The sequence below is a fragment of the Streptomyces sp. NBC_01750 genome, assembly GCF_035918095.1.
Classification (GTDB): domain Bacteria; phylum Actinomycetota; class Actinomycetes; order Streptomycetales; family Streptomycetaceae; genus Streptomyces.
In genome coordinates, this window is record NZ_CP109137.1 from 3,463,002 (window position 1) to 3,481,627 (window position 18,626).

Sequence of the window (18,626 nt, forward strand, 5' to 3'; positions counted from 1 at the left end):
ACCATCTGATTGCTCTCCATTCCGGTGCGGGCCGCGCCGCTGATGCGACGTCGGCAACTTCTGTACGCGCCGGACACCCGGGCAGGTTGCATACCTGGGGACGTGAACTTCAGGGCGTCGGCGGATCGTTGTGCAGAACCCGCTGGAAGAGCCGGTGGTCACGCCACTCGCCGTTGATGTGCAGATAGCGCGGGGCCGTGCCGATGACCTCGAAGGAGCACTTGGCGAGCACGCGTTGGGAGGCGGCGTTGTCGAGGAGGGTGCCCGCCTGGATACGGTGCAGGCCGAGCTCCTCGCGGGCCGCCCGGCAGACCTCCTCGACCGCTCGGGTGGCGAGGCCGCGGCCGGTGTACTCGGCGTCGATCCAGTAGCCGAGACTCGCGCTGCGGAAGGGGCCGAGTTCAATGCCGGTGAGACTGGCCTCGCCGACGACGCGGCGGCCGTCGGTGAGGTGCCAGCGCCTGACCGCCGGATCGGGCGCGAGCCGGACGGCCTGCCCCTCGGGCGTGAAGAACGCGGCGGACCGGTGCGGCTCCCAGGGGCGCATATGGTCGCGGTTCCGGACCAGGGCGCGGGCCACGGCCCCGGCGAGGCGCGCGGCGTCGGCCGGGCCGTCCGGGCTGAGACGAACAGGATCAGTGCTCATCCTGCGTACCGTAGACGCCTGGACATGGGGTTGCGACGCTCACCCATGGAGAAGGGCAACTGCCGCCGCTTGACTGACGACATGACACAGAACAAGGCAGCGGGCAGACCAGGGAGCAGGCCGGCAGGCGGCGGCGCACGGGCCGTCCTCGGGGCGGCGACAGTGGCCAACGGCCTGGTCGCGGGCGTCTGGTACGCGTACGCGACCTCCGTGATGCCGGCGCTGGCGCGCAGCGACGACCGGATCTACGTCGAGGTGATGCAGAACATCAACGAGGTGATCCAGAATCCCGTCTTCTTCGCCGGCTTCTTCGGTGCGCTGATTCTGGCCGCCGTCGCGGCCTGGCAGCAGCGCCGCTCCCCGACGCGCTGGTGGGTGCAGGCGGCGCTGGCGCTGTACGCCGCGGTGCTGCTGGTGACCATGGCGGTGAACATTCCGCTCAACGACGAGCTGGCAGCGGCCGGGAGCCCGGCCCGGATCGCCGATCCGGCCGCCGTGCGCGAAAGGTTCGAGGACCCGTGGGTCTTCTGGAACGTGGTGCGCCTGGTGCTGTCCACGGCGGCTCTTGCCTGCCTGTGGCGGGCGACCGCTCTCGTACGTCAGACGTCGGCGTACTTGGTGTCGGCGGCCGGGTCCAGCGCCAGCCGGTAGCCCCGCTTGACGACGGTCTGGATCAGCTTGGGCACGCCCAGCGCCGTACGCAGCCGGGCCATGGCCGTTTCGACGGCGTGCTCGTCCCTGCCCGCACCCGGCAGCGCGCCCAGCAGGTCGGAGCGGGAGACGACCCAGCCGGGGCGCCGGGAAAGGGCGCGCAGCAGGGCCATTCCGGCGGGCGGCACGGGGCGCAGGTCGTTGTCGACCAGGACCGCGTGGCCGCGGATCTCGATGCGGTGTCCGGCGACCGGGAGCGTACGGGCGCGGGAGGGCAGCTCAAGGCCGAGCAGCTGGACGAGCGGGCCGAGCCGGAAGCGCTCCGGCTGCACCGTGGTGACGCCCACGGCCTGCAGCGGCAGCGCGGTGACCGGCCCCACGCAGGCCGCCAGTACATCGTGGTCGAGTGCGCGCAGCAGCTCGGGGAGCTGGCCGCGGGTCTCGGCGCGGGAGAGCAGCGAGGCGGCGGCCGGGGCGCTGGTGAAGGTGACGGCGTCCAGGGCACGGGAGACGGTCGCGTCGAGGAGACGGTCGAGCGGACCGAGATCCTCCGGCGCCATCCACCGGTAGACCGGTACGACGACGACATCGGCGCCCGCGGCCCGTAGCGACTCGACGAATCCGGGCAGCGGTTCGCCGTGCAGCTGGAGCGCGATACGGCGGCCTTCGACGCCCTCCCCCAGCAGCCGGTCGAGGACCTCGGCCATGGATTCGGAGGCGGGCGACCACTCCTCGGTGAGCCCCGCGGCGCGGATCGCCCCCCTCACCTTGGGGCCGCGCGCCAGCAGCTCCACACCGCGCAGCCGGGTCAGCAGTTCTTCGCCGTACCCCCAGCCGTCCGCGGCCTCCACCCAGCCGCGGAAGCCGATCGCGGTCGTCGCGACCACGACATCGGGCGCATGGTCGATCAACTCCTTGGTGGCGGCGAGGAGCTCGGCATCGTCGGCGAGCGGGACGATACGCAGGGCCGGGGCGTGCAGGACGGCGCCACCGCGGCGCCGGAGCAGCGCGCCGAGCTCGTCGGCGCGCCGGGCGGCGGTGACGCCGACGGTGAATCCGGCGAGGGGGCCGTGCTGATTGTCTTGCATGTGATCGTCCCTACTCTGTCCCACCCTGTACGGATGTGGCGGCCGAGCCTGCCAACGGTGCGTGACAGGCTCGGTTCATCCACATTTCCCAGCCGTTACGGCGGGACCCTCCTGTGTCGTTCCGCTCACACCCGGGCGTAGCCGAGCTGCGGCTTCGTCTCTGCCGCCTCAGCCTCCTCGGCCGGCACAGGGGTGACGGCGGGCCGGCGAAGGTAGACCGCCCAGGTGACCACCGAGCACGCCGCGTAGAAGGCGAGGAAGGCGATGAAGGCGCTTGTCCCGGTCCCGGCGGTCAGGAAGGACTGCCGGAAGGCGAGGTTGATGCCGAGGCCGCCGAGCGCGCCCACGGCGCCGATCAGCCCCATCGAGGCCCCGGACAGCCGGCGGCCGTACGCGTCCGCCGCCTCGCCCGTCATGCCCTTGGCCAGGGCCTTGGCGTTGAAGATGCCGGGGATCATCTTGTACGTCGAGCCGTTCCCGAGCCCGGTCAGTACGAACAGCGCGATGAATCCGATGAGGAAGACGGACAGGGATTCCTGGATCGAGGCGGCGACGACCACTCCGGTCGCTGCCGCCATGGCCACGAAGTTCCACAGGGTGATGCGCGCCCCGCCGAACCGGTCGGCGAGCAGACCGCCGACGGGCCGGATCAGTGAGCCGAGCAGCGGCCCGATGAAGGTGAGCGACGCGGCCTGCAGCGGCGTACGGCCGAACTGCGTCTGCAGGACGAGACCGAAGGCGAAGCTGTAGCCGATGAAGGAGCCGAAGGTCCCGATGTAGAGGAACGCCATGATCCAGGTGTGGGCGTCACGGACCGCCTCCTTGGCCGCTCCGGTGTCGTTCTTCACCGGCGCGAGGTTGTCCATCCACAGCGCCGCGCACACCGCGGCCAGCACGATCAGCGGGATGTACAGGCCCAGCACGACGCGCGGATGGGTCGCCCCGGCCGTCCCGATCACCAGCAGGCCCACGAGCTGCACCACCGGCACGCCGATGTTGCCGCCGCCCGCGTTGAGCCCGAGGGCCCAGCCCTTCTTGCGGAGCGGGAAGAAGGAGTTGATGTTCGTCATCGACGAGGCGAAGTTGCCTCCGCCGACGCCGGTGAGCGCCGCGACCACCAGGAAGGTGGTGTACGAGGTGCCGGGCTCCATCACCGCGTACGCCGCGCCGGTCGGCAGCAGGAGCATCAGTGCGCTGAAGATGGTCCAGTTGCGGCCGCCGAAGCGGGCGACTGCGAAGGTGTACGGCACCCTGATCACCGCGCCGACCAGCGTCGCCGTGGCGATCAGGAAGAACTTGCCGGCCGGGTCGATGCCGTACTGCGGCCCCATGAAGAGCACCATCACGGACCACAGGGTCCAGATGGAGAATCCAATATGTTCACTCAGCACGGAGAAGGCGAGATTACGCCGGGCGATCTTCTCCCCCGTCGCTCGCCAGAAGGTCTCGTCCTCCGGGTCCCACTGTTCGATCCATCGGCCAGCCATCACGTGCCTCCACGGTCCTCGGGTCGTGGAAGCGACGGTATGGACGGCGCGTTTCCGTCCAGGTGGCGTGAGGTGACCGGTACGCAACCTTGCTCTCACCCGGCGGTCAGCGCCGGTGTGAGCCGTCCTTCGCCTTACGAGCGCCCGTCGGCCACAGTCGCGGCCTCCGTTTCGCCGCCAGATCCTCGATCCAGCCCACTGCCACGATTATCAGCCCGATGAGCGGCCAGACCACCACAAACATCAGGGGTGTGTAAACCGCTTCCAGTGCCCCGCCCAGGTGCGCGTCGACGAACGGGATGTCCCACAACAGGTCGAGCAGTGGGATCGTCGCCATGATCAGGGTGTTGTGCCAGAGGTAGATCGTCACCGCGCGGTTGTTGGACAGTGTGACGTACTTGTCGAACCGGGCGAGCCCGCCGGGAAGCTGCTGCCAGGACGGGGAGTACTGCAGCAGGATCACCACGAAGCCGAGCGACCAGGTGGCCTGGGCCAGCGGGATGTCGTTCAGGTCCCAGCCGTCCACGGTCTGGTGGCCCGAGGCCCACCACAGGCCGAAGGCCATCACCAGTGCGGAACTGGACAGCGCGAGATGGCGCGGGATCTGCTGCAGCAGGCCCTCGTGGTGGGCGAAACCGAGGATCCAGCAGGCACCGAAGGTCGCGAAGTCGACGATGGCGTAGCCCGTCTCCCCGGGGATCTTCACCAGGTCGGTGCCCACGACGGCGCACAGAGCGACCGGGGCGAGCAGCGTCGCCCACGGCGCCTTGCGGAAGGCCCACAGCAGCAGCGGCGACGCGATCACGAACCACAGGTAGGTGCGCAGATACCAGAGCGGTTCGCCGGCCTGCACCGCCCAGGTGGTCTCCAGCAGGCCGGACTTGTCGCCGAGGGACCAGGGGAACGGCGGGGCGCCGACCGGGAAGAGGTAGTTGAGCAGGTCGGCCCACCACCACAGGCCGTCCTTCTTGTCGGGCTTCCAGCCACCCAGGAACATCAGCGGCACAAGGAACGCCGAGAACGCCCACAGCGGCGGCAGCAGCCTGCGGATACGGCCGCGGATCACCCCGAGCGCGGGCCGTGACAGCGAGCGCGCCATCAGTGAGCCCGCGAGCGCGAACATCACGCCCATGGACGGGAAGAGAATCGTCAGCCAGGCCCAGCCGAAGATGTGGTAGACGACGACGCGGACCAGCGCGACGGAGCGCAGCAGGTCGAGATAGCGGTCGCGGCCCGGGCGGGGAGGCGGCCCGGCGGCCGCCAGGTCCGGCGTCCCGGCGGCCGTGGAGCTGTGGCTCATGCGACCGGCCTCCGGTCCTCACTGCTGCGCCGCTGGTTCGGTATCACTCCGGGCGCCTCCACCGTTCCCGTACGCCGCAGCTTCTGCCAGCGCAGCCGGCCGCCGGTCAGCGCCGTTATCCAGGACTGCAGCAGTACGACGTACATCAGCTGCCGGTAGAGGAGCTGCTGGAGAGGCAGCGAGATCAGATGGATCATGCGCTCGCGGTCGAGCCGGAAGGCGTACGCGGCGCAGACGATCTGGATCGCGAGGACTCCGAGCCAGGCGGCGATCGTCTTCTGGGTGGGGCCGAAGACCAGTCCGTACAGCAGGAAGACGTCGATCAGCGGGGCCAGCAGCGGCGCGAGGACCATGAAGAGGGAGACCAGCGGCAGGCCCACCCGGCCGAAGCGGCCCGAAGCTCCGCGTTCGACCAGGGCGCCGCGGTGCTTCCAGATTGCCTGCATGGTGCCGTACGACCACCGGTAGCGCTGGGACCACAGCTGCTGCACGGTCTCCGGCGCCTCGGTCCAGGCGCGCGCCCGCTCGGCGTAGACGACGCGCCAGCCGTCGCGGTGCATGGCCATGGTGATGTCGGTGTCCTCGGCGAGGGTGTCCTCGCTCATGCCGCCGACGCGCTCCAGGGCCTGGCGGCGGAAGGCGCCGACCGCACCGGGGATGGTGGGCATGCAGCCCAGCAGGTCGTACATTCTGCGGTCCAGGTTGAAGCCCATCACGTACTCGATGTGCTGCCAGGCCCCGATCAGGCTGTCGCGGTTGCCGACCTTGGCGTTGCCCGCGACCGCGCCGACGCGCATGTCTCCGAAGGGCTGTACCAGCTCGCCCACGGTCGACGGCTCGAAGACGGTGTCGCCGTCCATCATCACGACGATCTCGTAACGGGCGTGCCGGATGCCGTTGTTGAGGGCTGCGGGCTTTCCGGAATTCTCCTGGCGTACAACGCGGACATTCGGCAGCCGCAGCGCCTCGACGATGTCCGCGGTGCCGTCGGTGGAGCCGTCGTCGATGACGATGACCTCGATGGGATGGTCGCTCGCCATCAGCGAACGCACCGTGTTGGTTATGCACTCGCGTTCGTTGTACGCGGGGACGAGCACGGACACGGGTCCGGTGATCGGCGGGCCCCAGCTGAAGCCGGGCCTGCGCACCTTGCGGGCGTGCGCGAAGGAGAGCAGCAGCATCAGCCCGAAGCGCGCGAAGACCAGCACACCGATCGCGGCCAGGCCGACGACCAGGACCTCGGTGGTGTTCTCCGAGAAGGCGACGGCGGCGACGAACGCCTTGCCCTTCCACAGCTCGGGACCGGTGACGACGGTGTGGGCGCTGGGGGCGCCGAGCGCCTCGGTGAGGTTGGCGAAGCGGTAGCCCCTGGCCTTCATCTGCGGCAGGAAGCGGCCGAGGGCGGCGACGGTCTGGGAGCGGTCGCCGCCGGAGTCGTGCATCAGCACGATCGAGCCCTGGGTGCCCTTGGGTGTGGCCTGCTTGATGATCGCGTCGACGCCGGGGCGCTTCCAGTCCTCGGAGTCGGTGTTGTTGAGGGCGGTGATGTAGCCGCGGCTGCCGATGTACTGGGTGACCGGCCAGGACTTGTTGTCCATGGCGTCCGCGAAGGAGGAGTACGGCGGCCGGAAGAGGGAGGTACGGATGCCCGCCGCGCCCGCGATCGCCAGCTGGTTCTGCGAGAGCTCCCAGTCGATGCGGGAGGTGGACTGGAAGGAGAGGTCGGGGTGGTTGAAGGTGTGCAGACCCACCTCGTGCCCCTCCCGCACCATCCGTTCCACCAGCTCGGGGTGGCGGGAGGTCATGGTGCCGGTGACGAAGAAGACGCCGTGGGCGTTGTACTGCTTCAGCTTGTCCAGCACCTTCGGCGTCCAGACGGGGTCCGGACCGTCGTCGAAGGTGAGCACGAGCTGTTTGTCGGGGATGCTCAGCGCCCTGGGTGCGGCCTTGCCGCGGGCGTCGATGACCGGTCCGCCCTCGAGGATCTCGTCGGGGACCTGGTCGGTGGCCACCGGGGGACGGACGCGGTGGTCGGCGAGGATCTCGCTGTGCACATAGCCGCGCAGCATCAGCATGGCGAGCAGCGCGACGAGAAAGACCACGGGCAGCAGATAGCGCATGGGCAGCCTGCGCCGTACGGTGCGCCGGGCTCTCCGCCGCCGCCGCGGGGCCGTGTTGATGGGGAGTGTCATTTCTAGAGCGCGCCTTCTTGCATGGGTGGCTCGGTCGCGCCGCCGGTCGGACCGGGGTCGGGCGGAACGGGAACGGAGGGGCTGCCTTCGGGCTCGGGTCCCGGATCGCTTCCGCCGGCGCCCGGGGAGGAGGAGGCGGAGGGCCCGGGACCGGGAAGGCCGCCGCCGCCGGAGGGCTTGGGCGACGCGGAGCCGGAGGCGCCGGGGCCCGGCGTGGCCGGCACTCCGCCGGAGATGCCGTTCGACACACCGCCCGACGGCTGCGGCAGCACGGCGCCGGTGGAGTCGGTCGGGGTGGGGGCGCCGGGTACGCCGCCGGGGGTGGCCGCCACGGAGGCGCCGTCGGTGGGGGCGGGCTGTATCTCGACCTTGTCGGTCTGCTCCTTGCCCTGCTGGCCTATGCCGGGCAGCCAGGGCGCGCTGGAGTTGCCGCCGACGAGGGCGGCGACGAGCGTCACGGCATAGCAGGCGCAGGCGATGGCGAAGACCCAGCCGAGGCGACGGAACTTCTTGCTGCGGCGGCCGCTCTCATCGACGAACACCGGTCCGTCGGAGCCCTCATGCGGAGTCGGCTCGGGCGGTAGATCCCCCAGTATTCGGCCAAGTCCGTCCAGTTGGACAGTGACTTCGTACGGCTCATGAGTATGACCGATACGGGAATCTTCATGCCAATTATCCACAGTTGTACACACACCCCCACTGACTGAAAATCGAGCGCGCATACGACTGACCGGTGTTTGCCGGACCGGGTCCCCACCCAATCCGAACGCCCCCATACCCCATGCACCCGGACCCAGAATGTAGCGCACACCGATGACACCCGGGTCCCCTGTGTCAGTTGTTGTCACACATCAGCGACATGTCACATTCCGGCAACCAACCAGAAGGGTCCCGTTCCAGCCATCCCTCTTGCGAGGCCAGTTGGGTGGCCGCCGCTCGAAGCGCGTCCACTCCGGGGTGGCGCAATCCTCTGCGCCACACCAGCGAGAGCGGTGACAGCGGTACGGGGTCGACGATCGGGCGCAGCACGGTGTCCGGCATGGCCGGAAAGTCCACGACGGCCAGGACCGGGTTACGCGTCTTGGCCATCACCCTCCGGAACTCCTCGGCACCGACCGCCACGGGCGCCGGCGGCGCTATCGCGATCCCGCGCCCCGCGAACAGGCGGCGCGCCAGATCCGTCCACTCCAGGGTGCGCGGATTGCCCGCACCGGCATATACGGTCTCGCCCGCCATAGCGTTCAACGGGATCCGGGGTGTGTTGGCGAGAGGGTGGTCGTGCGGCAGCAGTACGGCCATCGGCTCGTACCGCACGGGCTGGTGGGACAGGAGCGTCCGTATGCCGGGCTCGAGCCCGGCGAAGCGCCCGAAGGAGACATCGAGCCGCCCCGCCAGGATCTCGGCGGCGGCGCCCGTCAGCCCGCTCTCGAAGCGGGCCATCAGCTCGCACTCCGGGGCGAGTTCACGGGCCCGGGCCAGCACCCGGCCGGATGCCATGCCCTCGCCGTTGAGGTCGACGAGTAGCGGCCGGGACGCGCCGGAGGAGGCGGCCAGCAGTTCGTCCTGGGCCAGAAGCACCCGCCGGGCGTACGGCAGCAGCCGCTCGCCGTCGGCCGTGAGGGTCACCCGGCGGGTGGTCCGTACGAACAGCTCGGCACCCAACTCCCGCTCCAGCCTCCGGATATCTCGACTGAGGGCCTGCTGCGCGACATACAGCCGGGCGGCGGCACGGGTGAAGTGCAGCTCGTCGGCGACGGCGGTGAAGGCGCGGAGCAGCCGGGGGTCCATGTCCTGGGGCACGCGGTGAATCTACAACGCGGGTGCGTCAATGGGGCGGGAGCAGGTGTTGGACGCGGCAGGAGGGCCGCGGCGAGGGTTGCCCCATGCCGCAATCAACCGACTCCCCGCAGTCGACCACTGCCGACGCCTGCGGAGGGCCCGTTCGGGGAATGTCCCGCCTCGCCCCCTACCGCCGGCTCTTCGAGCCGCAGGGCGCCGCGGCCTTCACCCTCGGCAACCTCATCGCCCGCCTCCCCATGGGCATGTTCAGCGTGAGCGCCGTCATCATGATCGCCGGGTCCCGTGGCTCGTACGCCCTCGCCGGAGCCGTCACCGCGACCGGCCTCGCCGTCACCGCGCTGGTCGCGCCATGGACCGCCCGGCTCGTTGACCGGCACGGGCAGGCCCGTATCGCCGTGCCCGCCACCGCGCTCGCCGCCCTCGGCTCGCTCGCGCTGCTGCTGTGCGTACGTTTCGGCGCGCCCGACTGGACGCTCTTCGCCACGTACGCCGCCACGGCCACCACCCCCAACACCGGCGGCATGTCCCGCGCCCGCTGGGCCCACCTCCACCGGGGCGACGCGGCCGCGCTGCACACGGCGAACTCCTTCGAGCAGGCCGCCGACGAGCTGTGCTTCATGCTCGGCCCGGTGCTCGCGGCGTTCCTGTGCTCCGCGCTCTTCCCCGAGGCGGGCACGCTGACCGGTGCGATCCTGCTGCTGACAGGCGTACTGATCTTCGCCGCCCAGCGCTCCACCGAACCTCCGCCGGCCGCATTCCCGACACACACCGGATCCCCGCTCCGTACGCCGGGAATGCCCGCGATGCTCGCCGTCTTCCTCGCCACGGGAGCGGTCTTCGGCTCCATGGAGGTCGTGACGATCGCGTTCGCGGACGACCGCGGGCATGCGAGCGCCGCGGGCGCGGTGCTCGCGCTCCAGGCGGCCGGGTCGTGCGCGGCGGGCCTGCTCTACGGTTCCGTACGCCCCGCCCGCAGCCTTCCGCGCCGCCTGCTGACCTGCGTCGCCGCGATGACGGCGCTGATGTCACTGCCGCTGCTCGCCGCCGCCACCGGCTCGCTGCTCACGCTGGCCGGAGCGCTGCTGCTGGCCGGCATGGCCACGGCCCCGACCATGGTCACCGGTATGACGCTGGTCCAACGCCTGACCCCGGAAGGCCGGTTGAACGAGGGCATGACGCTCGCGGTCACCGCGCTGCTCGGCGGCATAGCCGCCGGCTCGGCGACGGGCGGCTGGACGGTGGAGCACGCGAGCAGACCGTACGGATACCTGGTCCCACTCGCGGCAGCCGCGGTCGCGCTGCTGCTGTCCGCGGCGGCGAAGGGGCGGCCCTGACCCCCGCCCCCGGGCGGATGCCGCTCGGGACAGGGCGATACGCTGCACCGCCCCCAAGCGGGGGCCTGCGTTCCGCTCAGGGGAGGGCCCATGGCCATCAAGAAGGCAACCATCCAGCAGCAGGTGGCTGCCGCCATCACACAGGCCAATCCGGCCGACCGGCCGATCGTCACCATCCAGGCCATCGCCGGCCCCAGTGTGTGGCTGATGAGCATGCTCGGCCTGATAGGCCAGGCGTTTCTGACGTACTACTTCATCACCGTGACCGAGCAGGCCGTGGTCGTCCACAAGGCGGGCCGGATGAGCAACCGCCCGCAGGAGATCGCCTTCGCACTGCAGCCGGCCGAAGTCGTCGGAATGATCGGTGACGTCAAGCGCAACACCATCTGGAGCTCGTTCCGCTTCCAGCTGCCCGGGCAGCCGCAGCCGACCCGGATGAATGTGCACCGCATCTGGCGCAGCGAGATGGATCACCTGCTCGGAGTGCTGACCGGCGGCCACCAGCCGGCGGCCTGAGCCTCGGCAAGCACGCCGGCTCGCACGCCGTAGACACGACGAAGGCCCGGCTGCCGTGGCAGCCGGGCCTTCGCCTCACATGGGAATTGTGGAGATGGCGGGAATCGAACCCGCGTCCAACGGTGCAGAAACAGGGCTTCTCCGAGCGCAGTTCGCTGCGATTTTCTCGGCCCCGGTGATCACGCGAACAAGTCTCCGACGGGCCCAGTCACTGTTTGATTTCCCTCTACGCCCCGTGACCGGGCTTAGAGGTTTAGTTCCCTAGCTGATGCCAGGATCCGGGTCGGGAACAGCCCCGGGCTGACACCCGAAGGCCTTCGCTAGCTGCTAATTAGGCAGCGAGCGCGAAGGCGCGGGAATCGCTCTTGGAAGTGGCGATTATTGGTTGCGACATATGGTTTACGAGATCATTGCCGCTTCCTCGGCTCGCTTCCCCTGCTTCGACATCCGCTGTCGAAACCGATCATCCCCATGTTGATTTATCAAGGTGGTACACACCCCGTGAGGTGCAGGTGCCATCGTACGTGACCAACGCACGACCGTGCCAGCCTATTCCCCCGCGCCCACCGCTCAGGACCGCCGCCCCTCGGGCACATCGGCGCTCAGGCACGTCGGCCCTCGGGCACGTCGGCGCTCAGGCGCGCTGACGCCGCTTCGCCGCCGAGATCACGCGGTCCGTCTCCCGCCGGTCCTGCTTCTCCCTCAGCGTCTGCCGCTTGTCGTACTCCTTCTTGCCCTTCGCCAGCGCGATCTCGACCTTGGCCCGGCCGTCCTTGAAGTACAGCGCGAGCGGCACGATCGTGTGGCCCGTCTCCTGCGTCTTCGACGCGAGCTTGTCGATCTCGGCACGGTGCATCAGCAGCTTCCGCTTGCGCCGCGCGCTGTGGTTGGTCCACGTCCCCTGGGTGTACTCGGGAACATGCACGTTGTGCAGCCACGCCTCGTTGCCGTCGATCTGGACGAAGCCGTCCACCAGCGAGGCCCGGCCCTGGCGCAGCGACTTCACCTCGGTACCCGTCAGCACGAGACCGCACTCGTAAGTGTCGATGATGTGGTAGTCGTGCCGCGCCTTCTTGTTCTGCGCGATCAGCTTGCGCCCTGTTTCCTTTGCCATAGTGCGGTCATTTTCGCACTACGACCCTCCCCCGAGGCCACTCAATACCGTCTCGGCCCGTTTCTCGGCCCCTTTGCCCGCCATCAGGTCCGGCGTGATGCCCCGGCCGTCGACGCTGTGGCCCGCCGGTGTGCGGTAGTGGCCGACGGTCAGCTCGGCGACCGAACCGTCCGGAAGGCGGCTGGGCATCTGGACCGAGCCCTTGCCGAAGGTGCGCCATCCCACAGTGATCGCGCGGCCGCGGTCCTGCAGCGCCCCGGTGACCAGCTCGGCGGCGCTCATGGTGCCGCCGTCGACGAGCGCGACCACCGGCCTCTCGGTGTTGCCGCCTGCCGTGGCGTACAGAGCGCGCTGCTCGCCTCTTATGTCGTACGTGGCGACCAGGCCGCCGTCCAGGAAGGCGGAGGCGGCGGTGACGGCCTCGGCGACCAGCCCGCCGGCGTTGCCGCGCAGGTCGAGCAGGACGCCGGCCCCGGCAGGGGCGGCCCGGACGGCGTTGCGTACCTTCGCGCCCGAGCCCTTGGTGAACGAGGCGACCTTGATCATCACGGCCCCGCCGTCGAGGTGCTGGACGGTGACCGCCTCGGTGGTCAGCCTGGCGCGCAGCAGTGTCTCGGCCCACTTCCGGCCGTCGCGCTCGAGGCCCAGGACCACGCTCGTACGGTCGCCGCCGCGCAGCAGCGCCACGACGTCGGTGACGGGACGCTTGTCGACGTCGAGGCCGTCGACCGTGCGGAGCCGGTCGCCGGCTTTGATACCGGCCTTGTCGGCGGGCCCGCCCGGCTGGACCCTGGCCACCTCCACACGCCCGTCGGCGGCGCGTCTGGCCCCGAGGCCGACGCCCGTGTACTCGCCGTCGAGGGCCTGCTCGAACTCCGCGTACTCGCTCTTGTCGTACACCGCGCCCCAGCGGTCCCCGCTGCGGCTGACAACGGCCTCGGCCGCCTTCGTGCCGGACTTGCCGTCCGCCATCGCCTCCGCGGCGGCCCTGGCCACGTCGTCGCGGTCGACGGTCGCGGCAGCGGCGCGGGCGGCAAGGGGGCGGGACGTCTTCCCGCCGTCACGCGGCAGACCGTCGGTGGCGGCCGCGGTGGCGAGCACGCCGGCGAAAACCAACGTCAGGGCCGCCCCGCGGCGGATGCGGCGGGGCCGAGGCAAGAATTCCGGGCCCGGCATGGCGCCCACTCTAGGACAAGCAAAGGGCGCCGTACGGCTGTTGGCCGTACGGCGCCAGGGGTGCTTGTCACACCTTGAGGTACTTGCGCAAAGCGACGAAAGCGGCCATGGCCGGCATCAGCAGCCCGATCGCGATCACCAGAGGCAGCTTGGTCACCACGGCGTCCCAGCCGATGAAGTTGACCAGTTGCATCTTCTGGGAGAGCGCCAGACCGTGGTCGATCAGGAAATACCTGCCCACGAGCAGCATGGCGGAGGCGACCAGACCACCCAGCAGACCGGCGAAGGCGGCCTCCATGATGAACGGCATCTGGATGTAGAAGCTGGATGCTCCCACAAGTCTCATGATGCCGGTCTCACGACGGCGGCTGAACGCCGACACCCGCACGGTGTTGACGATCAGCATCAGCGCAATCACCAGCATCAGCGCCATCACGAAGAGCGCGGCGACATTCATGCCGTTCATGAGGGAGAAGAGGTTCTCCAGGATGTTGCGCTGGTCCTGGACGGACTGCACACCGTCCCGGCCGGCGAACGCGGTCGCGACGACCTTGTACTTCTCCGGGTCGTCCAGCTTGACGCGGAACGACTCCTGCATCTGGTCGGGCGTGATCGTGGAGGCGATGGGAGTGTCGCCGTACTGCTCCCGGTAGTGCTTGTAGGCCTCGTCGGCCGTCTCCTTCTGGACGGTGTCGACGACGTCCATCTTCTTGAGATCGGCCTCGATCTGCTCCTTCTGCTGAGCAGTGACGGCGCCCTTGGCGCACTTCGGCGAGGTCGTCGCGTCGTTCTTGTTGCAGAGGAAGATGGAGACGTTGACCTTGTCGTACCAGAAGTCCTTCATCGTGCTGACCTGCTCGCGCATGAGCAGCGCACCGCCGAAGAGGGCGAGCGAAAGGGCTACCGAAACGATGACGGCGAAGGTCATCGTGAGATTGCGGCGGAGACCGACGCCGATCTCCGACAGGACGAACTGGGCGCGCATGGCGAGCTTTCAGCCTTTCAGTCTGTACGGTCTCAGTGCTGGTAGCCGTAGACGCCGCGTGCCTGGTCGCGTACGAGACGGCCCTTCTCGAGCTCGATGACGCGCTTGCGCATCTGGTCGACGATGTTCTGGTCGTGGGTCGCCATGATCACGGTGGTGCCGGTCCGGTTGATCCGGTCCAGCAGCTTCATGATGCCCACGGAGGTCTGCGGGTCGAGGTTTCCGGTCGGCTCGTCGGCGATCAGCAGCATGGGGCGGTTGACGAAGGCCCGCGCGATCGCGACGCGCTGCTGCTCACCACCGGAGAGCTCACCGGGCATCCGGTCCTCCTTGCCGCCGAGGCCGACGAGGTCGAGAACCTGGGGCACGGCCTTGCGGATCTCTCCGCGCGGCTTGCCGATGACCTCCTGAGCGAACGCCACGTTCTCGGCGACGGTCTTGTTGGGGAGGAGGCGGAAGTCCTGGAAGACGGTGCCGAGCTGGCGGCGCATCTGCGGCACCTTCCAGTTCGACAGCCGGGCCAGGTCCTTGCCGAGGACATGCACCATGCCCTGGCTGGCCCGCTCCTCGCGCAGAACGAGGCGCAGAAAGGTCGACTTTCCGGAACCGGACGAGCCCACGAGGAAGATGAACTCTCCCTTGGCGATGTCGAGCGAAACATCGCGCAGGGCTGGGCGGCTCTGCTTGGGGTAGGTCTTGGAGACGTTGTCGAATCGGATCACGGGTGCACCACGGTCGTCCGGGGGTAGGTGTGCGTGACACTACGCGAAGGAGCCCGGCACTCGCAGTCGACGTCACGGGTTGCGCACTTTGTCCCGTAACGGAATGGCCGCGACCGGGGCGGCGCGCCGAAACACGCGGGAGCTGGCACAGTGGTAGGGGAACAGTGGCGTTTCCTTGAGCGTTGTCCAAGAGATCTGTGCCTACGGTCCGCGCCTGCGGCTCCGGCGCGCGGGAGGAGGAGAGCGCATGACCTACGACCGATTGGTGTGCGCCAACTGCGCGGCCCCGGTGAACGAGGGCCGCTGCCCGGTGTGCCGGGCGAACCGCGCGCGGCTGCAGCAGGAGGGCCCGTTCGGCGGCCTGAGCCCGGTGGCGCTGGTGACCCTGCTGGTGGTGCTGATAGCGGCCCTGGCGCTGCTGGCCGCGCACCAGACCGCGTAGACATACGTATAAGAGGAGGGCCCGGGACGCTGTGGCGTCCCGGGCCCTCCTCTTACGTGCTGCCTTACGCGCTGTGTCGCTTAGGCGACGGTGCGTCCGCCACCGACGAGACGCGGCAGCATACGGAAGCCGATGCCACCGGCGATCATCGTCGCGGCACCGATCAGCAGGAAGGTGGTCTCGGCGGCGCCGGTCTCAGCCAGCTCCTCCTTGGCCTTGCCCTGCTCGACCGGCTTGGAGCCGGCGCTGTCGGTGTCGGTGTTGTCCGCGCACTTGGCACCGTCGAGGTCGACGGTGCAGGTGCCGGCGTCGTCGCCACCGGTGCCGTTACCCGCGTCGCCGGTCGGGTCCTCGGACGGGTCGCCCGTCGGCTTGTCGGTGGGCTTGTCCGTCGGCTTATCGGTCGGCTTATCAGTCGGCGGGGTCGTCGGCGGCTCCGGCGTCGTCGGCGGCGTGACCGGCGGCGTGACCGGAGGGGTCACCGGCGGGGTGACCGGCGGGGTCACCGGCGGCGTGACCGGCGGAGTCGGCTCCGGGATCGTCGTCGGGTCGGCGTCGATACCGAGACCGGCGTCGAGCCCCGACTGGTCGGCGTTGGCCGACACTTCGAGGGGACCCACGTTGATGTCGACACCGACGGCCGAAGCGGCACCGGCGGCGGTCAGCGAAGCACCGGCGGCGATCACCGCGCCGGCGGCTATACGTGCCACACGGATACGCGTCTTCTTGGTCATCTGGCTGCTACCCCCAGTAGCTATTCGTCAATGGAGCAGCGCTTGGGGCGGGCGGCGTAGGGGGCGGTTTCGCTCGGCCCCCGTTCACACACGCCCCAGAGATACGCATGCCGCGCGTCAGCTTTCCCAGTTTCCGCGGACGCGTCAAGCTCGTTGCGCGCGCGATGTCCGGTATGAGGGAGGTTGCCTGACCTGCGGGGATGCAACTGTGACATAAAAGCGAACTGCCGCCCCGGAGGCGGCAGTTCCCTTGTCGACAAAGCGTCTTCTTACTTCTCCTGTTGCTTGCGCCAGCGAATCCGAAACTCGACCGCACTCGCGCTGCCATAGGGCTCTGCCTGGCCGCTGAGGCCCTCAGGGTCCGGACGGCGGGGCGGTGTCCGGTTCGGGCAGTCGGGCTCCACGGCTTTCAGCGACGCGCATGACGTCCCGCAGCGCTTCAGTCAGCCGCGCCGAGAGATAGCGGAGCTGGAAGGCGTCGGCTCGCGGGTCGTCGAGCAACGCCTCCGCATGACCGAGCAGTTCGGCGCCCATTCCCAGCTGAACGGACTCGATCTGGTCGGCGACCCGGGAGACATAGCCCCCACCCTTGTCCGTGAGCAGGTAGCAGGGCTTGCCCTCAGGGCCGGTCCAGGGCAGCAGCCGGGCGGCTGGCTCCATGCCCATCAGGCGGCTCCAGCCCATGGATGTTCCGGGTGTCGAGATCGATGCCGTACGACGCGAGCCACAGGACCAGGCGGCGCTGTCTGCGGAGTCGTTGTTCGTGCGCAACGAGATAGGGGCGTACGAGCGCGGAGTCCTCACCCCGCAGCAACGACGGGACACGTACGCAGGCAGCGGAATCCGGCGCAGCCAGGGCTGCGACGAAGGGCGCCGACCGGACAGCCCTGTGCCGGCCACGGGCGGGGAACAGCAGTCTCAGTAACTGCTCGAAGATACGGGCGATACAGTGCGGCACGTCGACCTGCTTTCTTCAGGTGGACCACGCCCCCGGGCCGTTACCGCGGCCGCGGGGGTCTTCGGTAGTCGTACGACCACCGACCGTAGGTCCCCTGCGCAGGAGGAAGGGGCAGAGTTCCTGCCCCTTCCGTCAGGCAGCCAACATCCCAACCTTCACGGCGAGTTCGCTGGCCCGTCGCCGCTGGGACGGGCTCTTCGATTCTGCTTCCTCCAAGAGGATGCGGCGCGCGTAGCCGTTGTAGCGCATGGTCTCCGGGGCCGCTTCATACGCCTTGTCCAGAGCCGCCAAGGCCACTTCGGGCTGCCCGCCCAATTGGTATCCACGGGCCTCTTCAATACGGTGCCGGGCGCGCCGCGGGCGGGATGGAATCGTCGCGGCATCGGCCGCAGCAGCCTGCCTGACACTCTCCCCACCCGCGTGCAGCTCAACAGCGACGGTCACCGCGTGGGCCCCTATGACGGCCCGGGAGAACGATGTGACGGGGTGGTAGTAATCGGTCGGCAGTCGCTCGGCCATGGCTCGCGCAACATCCCAGTACCTCCACACAGAGCCGGTATCGCCCCGGCGCGCTGCCGTGTATCCCGCCTCGAACTGGAGGGCTCCGGCGATGGCGAGCACGTCATCACCAGCCTCCGGCAACAGCGGCTCCAGGTAGCGGATCGTCTCCAAGGTCACCGCATCAGCCGCATCGAAATGGGCCGGGCCGCTGTCACGGTGCGCCTGCGCGGCAAGCCAGGCCGCCACCCCGAGCGTGTGCGGGTCCTCCGATTCCAGTGCCGCGACCATCCCCCGCTCGACCACACGCCACAGCAGCGAAGCGTCGGGCTGGTAGGCGATGAAGAACTGGCAGAGGCTGTACGTCTGCGACAGCAGCGATTGCGCCGAGCGCCGCTGAGCCGCCGTCTCTGATTGCCGCACACCGAGCTGCGCGTCACGGATCAACTCGGGCAACAGGGCCCCAACGACGTCTCGGTGGTTCGGCGATGAGTGCCGAGCCCTCCAGGCCCGCACAAGGCGAGCCTCCAAGTGGGCAGCAGGCGGAGCCTCGAAGCCGGCCATGAACGGATACGCGTCGATAGCCGCACGCACCCGCGGAAGTCGCGCATGACCCGGACCGGCGAACAATGCTGTGGGTACGGACTGATCACCCATGAGCTCGGAGAGATCCCTCACGCGCAACGCCTCGGCGATCCGCAGCACCATGGGCAGCTTGGGCATCTGCAGCTGCCCTCCCTCAACTTGCTTCACCCAGCTCGGAGACTTCCCAATCAGCCCGGCGAGCACGGTACGACTCATGCCCCGGCGGGTGCGCAGGACCTGCATCCGCTGACCGAACGCGATGGGCTCGATGAGGGGGTTAGCGGTGACATCGGACGGCATGGCCCTGCCCCTCTCTGCGCAACCCACTTCACAGCAGAGTACGACGCAAGGCTCCCAGGGGAGCAAGGATCGGCCCACGTCACCCGAAGAGGCGCCCT

19 protein-coding genes and 1 other RNA gene are annotated in these 18,626 nt (G+C 69.3%); 5 read left to right on the forward strand and 15 right to left on the reverse strand.

The genetic code is table 11. From position 1 onward, the window contains the following. Positions 1-109 precede the first annotated feature (109 nt). Positions 110-646, reverse strand: coding sequence for a GNAT family N-acetyltransferase (locus OG966_RS15550; protein WP_326650219.1), 537 nt, complete (start codon positions 644-646; stop codon positions 110-112). An 81-nt stretch (positions 647-727) separates the two neighbouring features. Between OG966_RS15550 and OG966_RS15555 the strand changes: the two genes are divergently transcribed. Next, entirely contained in the window at positions 728-1,297 is a 570-nt protein-coding gene (locus OG966_RS15555) for an anthrone oxygenase family protein (protein WP_326650221.1), read from the forward strand. Here the strand turns inward: OG966_RS15555 and OG966_RS15560 are convergent. From OG966_RS15560 to OG966_RS15585, 6 genes are all read right to left on the reverse strand, one after another. After that, a complete protein-coding gene (locus OG966_RS15560; RefSeq protein ID WP_326650222.1) occupies positions 1,246-2,385 on the reverse strand; it encodes a uroporphyrinogen-III synthase in 1,140 nt (379 codons plus the stop codon). The two genes, OG966_RS15555 and OG966_RS15560, sit on opposite strands and share 52 nt — an antisense overlap. Positions 2,386-2,510: 125 nt before the next feature. Beyond that, on the reverse strand, positions 2,511-3,872 hold the full coding sequence (locus tag OG966_RS15565) for a nitrate/nitrite transporter (protein WP_326650223.1): 1,362 nt from the start codon (positions 3,870-3,872) through the stop codon (positions 2,511-2,513). Between the two features lie 106 nt (positions 3,873-3,978). Further along, positions 3,979-5,172 (reverse strand): acyltransferase family protein, encoded by a 1,194-nt coding sequence (locus OG966_RS15570; protein WP_326650225.1) that lies wholly within the window; start codon positions 5,170-5,172, stop codon positions 3,979-3,981. Further along, positions 5,169-7,292 carry a glycosyltransferase gene (locus OG966_RS15575; RefSeq protein WP_326655224.1) on the reverse strand — a complete coding sequence of 708 codons (2,124 nt, stop codon included), beginning with the start codon at positions 7,290-7,292 and terminating at the stop codon, positions 5,169-5,171. The genes OG966_RS15570 and OG966_RS15575 overlap by 4 nt, the downstream gene beginning before the upstream one ends. 74 nt (positions 7,293-7,366) lie before the next feature. Beyond that, positions 7,367-7,906, reverse strand: coding sequence for a hypothetical protein (locus tag OG966_RS15580; RefSeq protein WP_326650227.1), 540 nt, complete (start codon positions 7,904-7,906; stop codon positions 7,367-7,369). A gap of 292 nt (positions 7,907-8,198) precedes the next feature. After that, positions 8,199-9,152: a LysR family transcriptional regulator gene (locus OG966_RS15585; protein WP_326655225.1), complete on the reverse strand. Its 954-nt coding sequence runs from the start codon at positions 9,150-9,152 to the stop codon at positions 8,199-8,201. A gap of 161 nt (positions 9,153-9,313) precedes the next feature. Here OG966_RS15585 and OG966_RS15590 point away from each other — a divergent pair, with 161 nt between their 5' ends. Beyond that, positions 9,314-10,498, forward strand: a complete 1,185-nt coding sequence (locus OG966_RS15590; RefSeq protein ID WP_326655227.1) for an MFS transporter — start codon at positions 9,314-9,316, stop codon at positions 10,496-10,498. Positions 10,499-10,588: 90 nt separating this feature from the next. Beyond that, complete coding sequence (locus tag OG966_RS15595) at positions 10,589-11,014, forward strand: hypothetical protein (RefSeq protein WP_326650229.1); 426 nt, start codon at positions 10,589-10,591, stop codon at positions 11,012-11,014. Positions 11,015-11,100: 86 nt separating this feature from the next. On the opposite strand, the gene ssrA is transcribed toward OG966_RS15595, so the two are convergent. From ssrA to ftsE, 5 genes are all read right to left on the reverse strand, one after another. Next, positions 11,101-11,485, reverse strand: a transfer-messenger RNA (tmRNA) gene (gene ssrA / locus OG966_RS15600). Between the two features lie 163 nt (positions 11,486-11,648). Next, entirely contained in the window at positions 11,649-12,128 is a 480-nt protein-coding gene (gene smpB, locus OG966_RS15605; RefSeq protein WP_326650230.1) for an SsrA-binding protein SmpB, read from the reverse strand. An 18-nt stretch (positions 12,129-12,146) separates the two neighbouring features. Then, on the reverse strand, positions 12,147-13,304 hold the full coding sequence (locus OG966_RS15610) for a S41 family peptidase (RefSeq protein WP_326650231.1): 1,158 nt from the start codon (positions 13,302-13,304) through the stop codon (positions 12,147-12,149). A 67-nt stretch (positions 13,305-13,371) separates the two neighbouring features. Further along, complete coding sequence (gene ftsX, locus OG966_RS15615; RefSeq protein WP_326650233.1) at positions 13,372-14,289, reverse strand: permease-like cell division protein FtsX; 918 nt, start codon at positions 14,287-14,289, stop codon at positions 13,372-13,374. Positions 14,290-14,321: 32 nt separating this feature from the next. Continuing rightward, positions 14,322-15,011 (reverse strand): cell division ATP-binding protein FtsE, encoded by a 690-nt coding sequence (ftsE, locus tag OG966_RS15620; RefSeq protein WP_326650234.1) that lies wholly within the window; start codon positions 15,009-15,011, stop codon positions 14,322-14,324. Positions 15,012-15,258: 247 nt separating this feature from the next. On the opposite strand from ftsE, the gene OG966_RS15625 reads away from it, so the two are divergent. Next, a complete protein-coding gene (locus OG966_RS15625) occupies positions 15,259-15,453 on the forward strand; it encodes a hypothetical protein (RefSeq protein ID WP_326650236.1) in 195 nt (64 codons plus the stop codon). Positions 15,454-15,533: 80 nt separating this feature from the next. Here OG966_RS15625 and OG966_RS15630 read toward each other — a convergent pair whose 3' ends face one another. Together OG966_RS15630 and OG966_RS15635 are read right to left on the reverse strand one after the other, a co-directional pair. Further along, entirely contained in the window at positions 15,534-16,187 is a 654-nt protein-coding gene (locus tag OG966_RS15630) for an LPXTG cell wall anchor domain-containing protein (protein ID WP_326650237.1), read from the reverse strand. Between the two features lie 354 nt (positions 16,188-16,541). After that, the gene (locus OG966_RS15635) at positions 16,542-16,853 is read right to left on the reverse strand and encodes a hypothetical protein (RefSeq protein WP_326650238.1); all 312 of its coding nucleotides are present in this window, start codon (positions 16,851-16,853) and stop codon (positions 16,542-16,544) included. Positions 16,854-16,869: 16 nt separating this feature from the next. Here OG966_RS15635 and OG966_RS15640 point away from each other — a divergent pair, with 16 nt between their 5' ends. After that, the gene (locus OG966_RS15640) at positions 16,870-17,112 is read left to right on the forward strand and encodes a hypothetical protein (RefSeq protein ID WP_326650239.1); all 243 of its coding nucleotides are present in this window, start codon (positions 16,870-16,872) and stop codon (positions 17,110-17,112) included. Between the two features lie 165 nt (positions 17,113-17,277). On the opposite strand, the gene OG966_RS15645 is transcribed toward OG966_RS15640, so the two are convergent. Next, a complete protein-coding gene (locus tag OG966_RS15645; RefSeq protein ID WP_326650240.1) occupies positions 17,278-18,528 on the reverse strand; it encodes a helix-turn-helix domain-containing protein in 1,251 nt (416 codons plus the stop codon). Positions 18,529-18,626 lie beyond the last annotated feature (98 nt).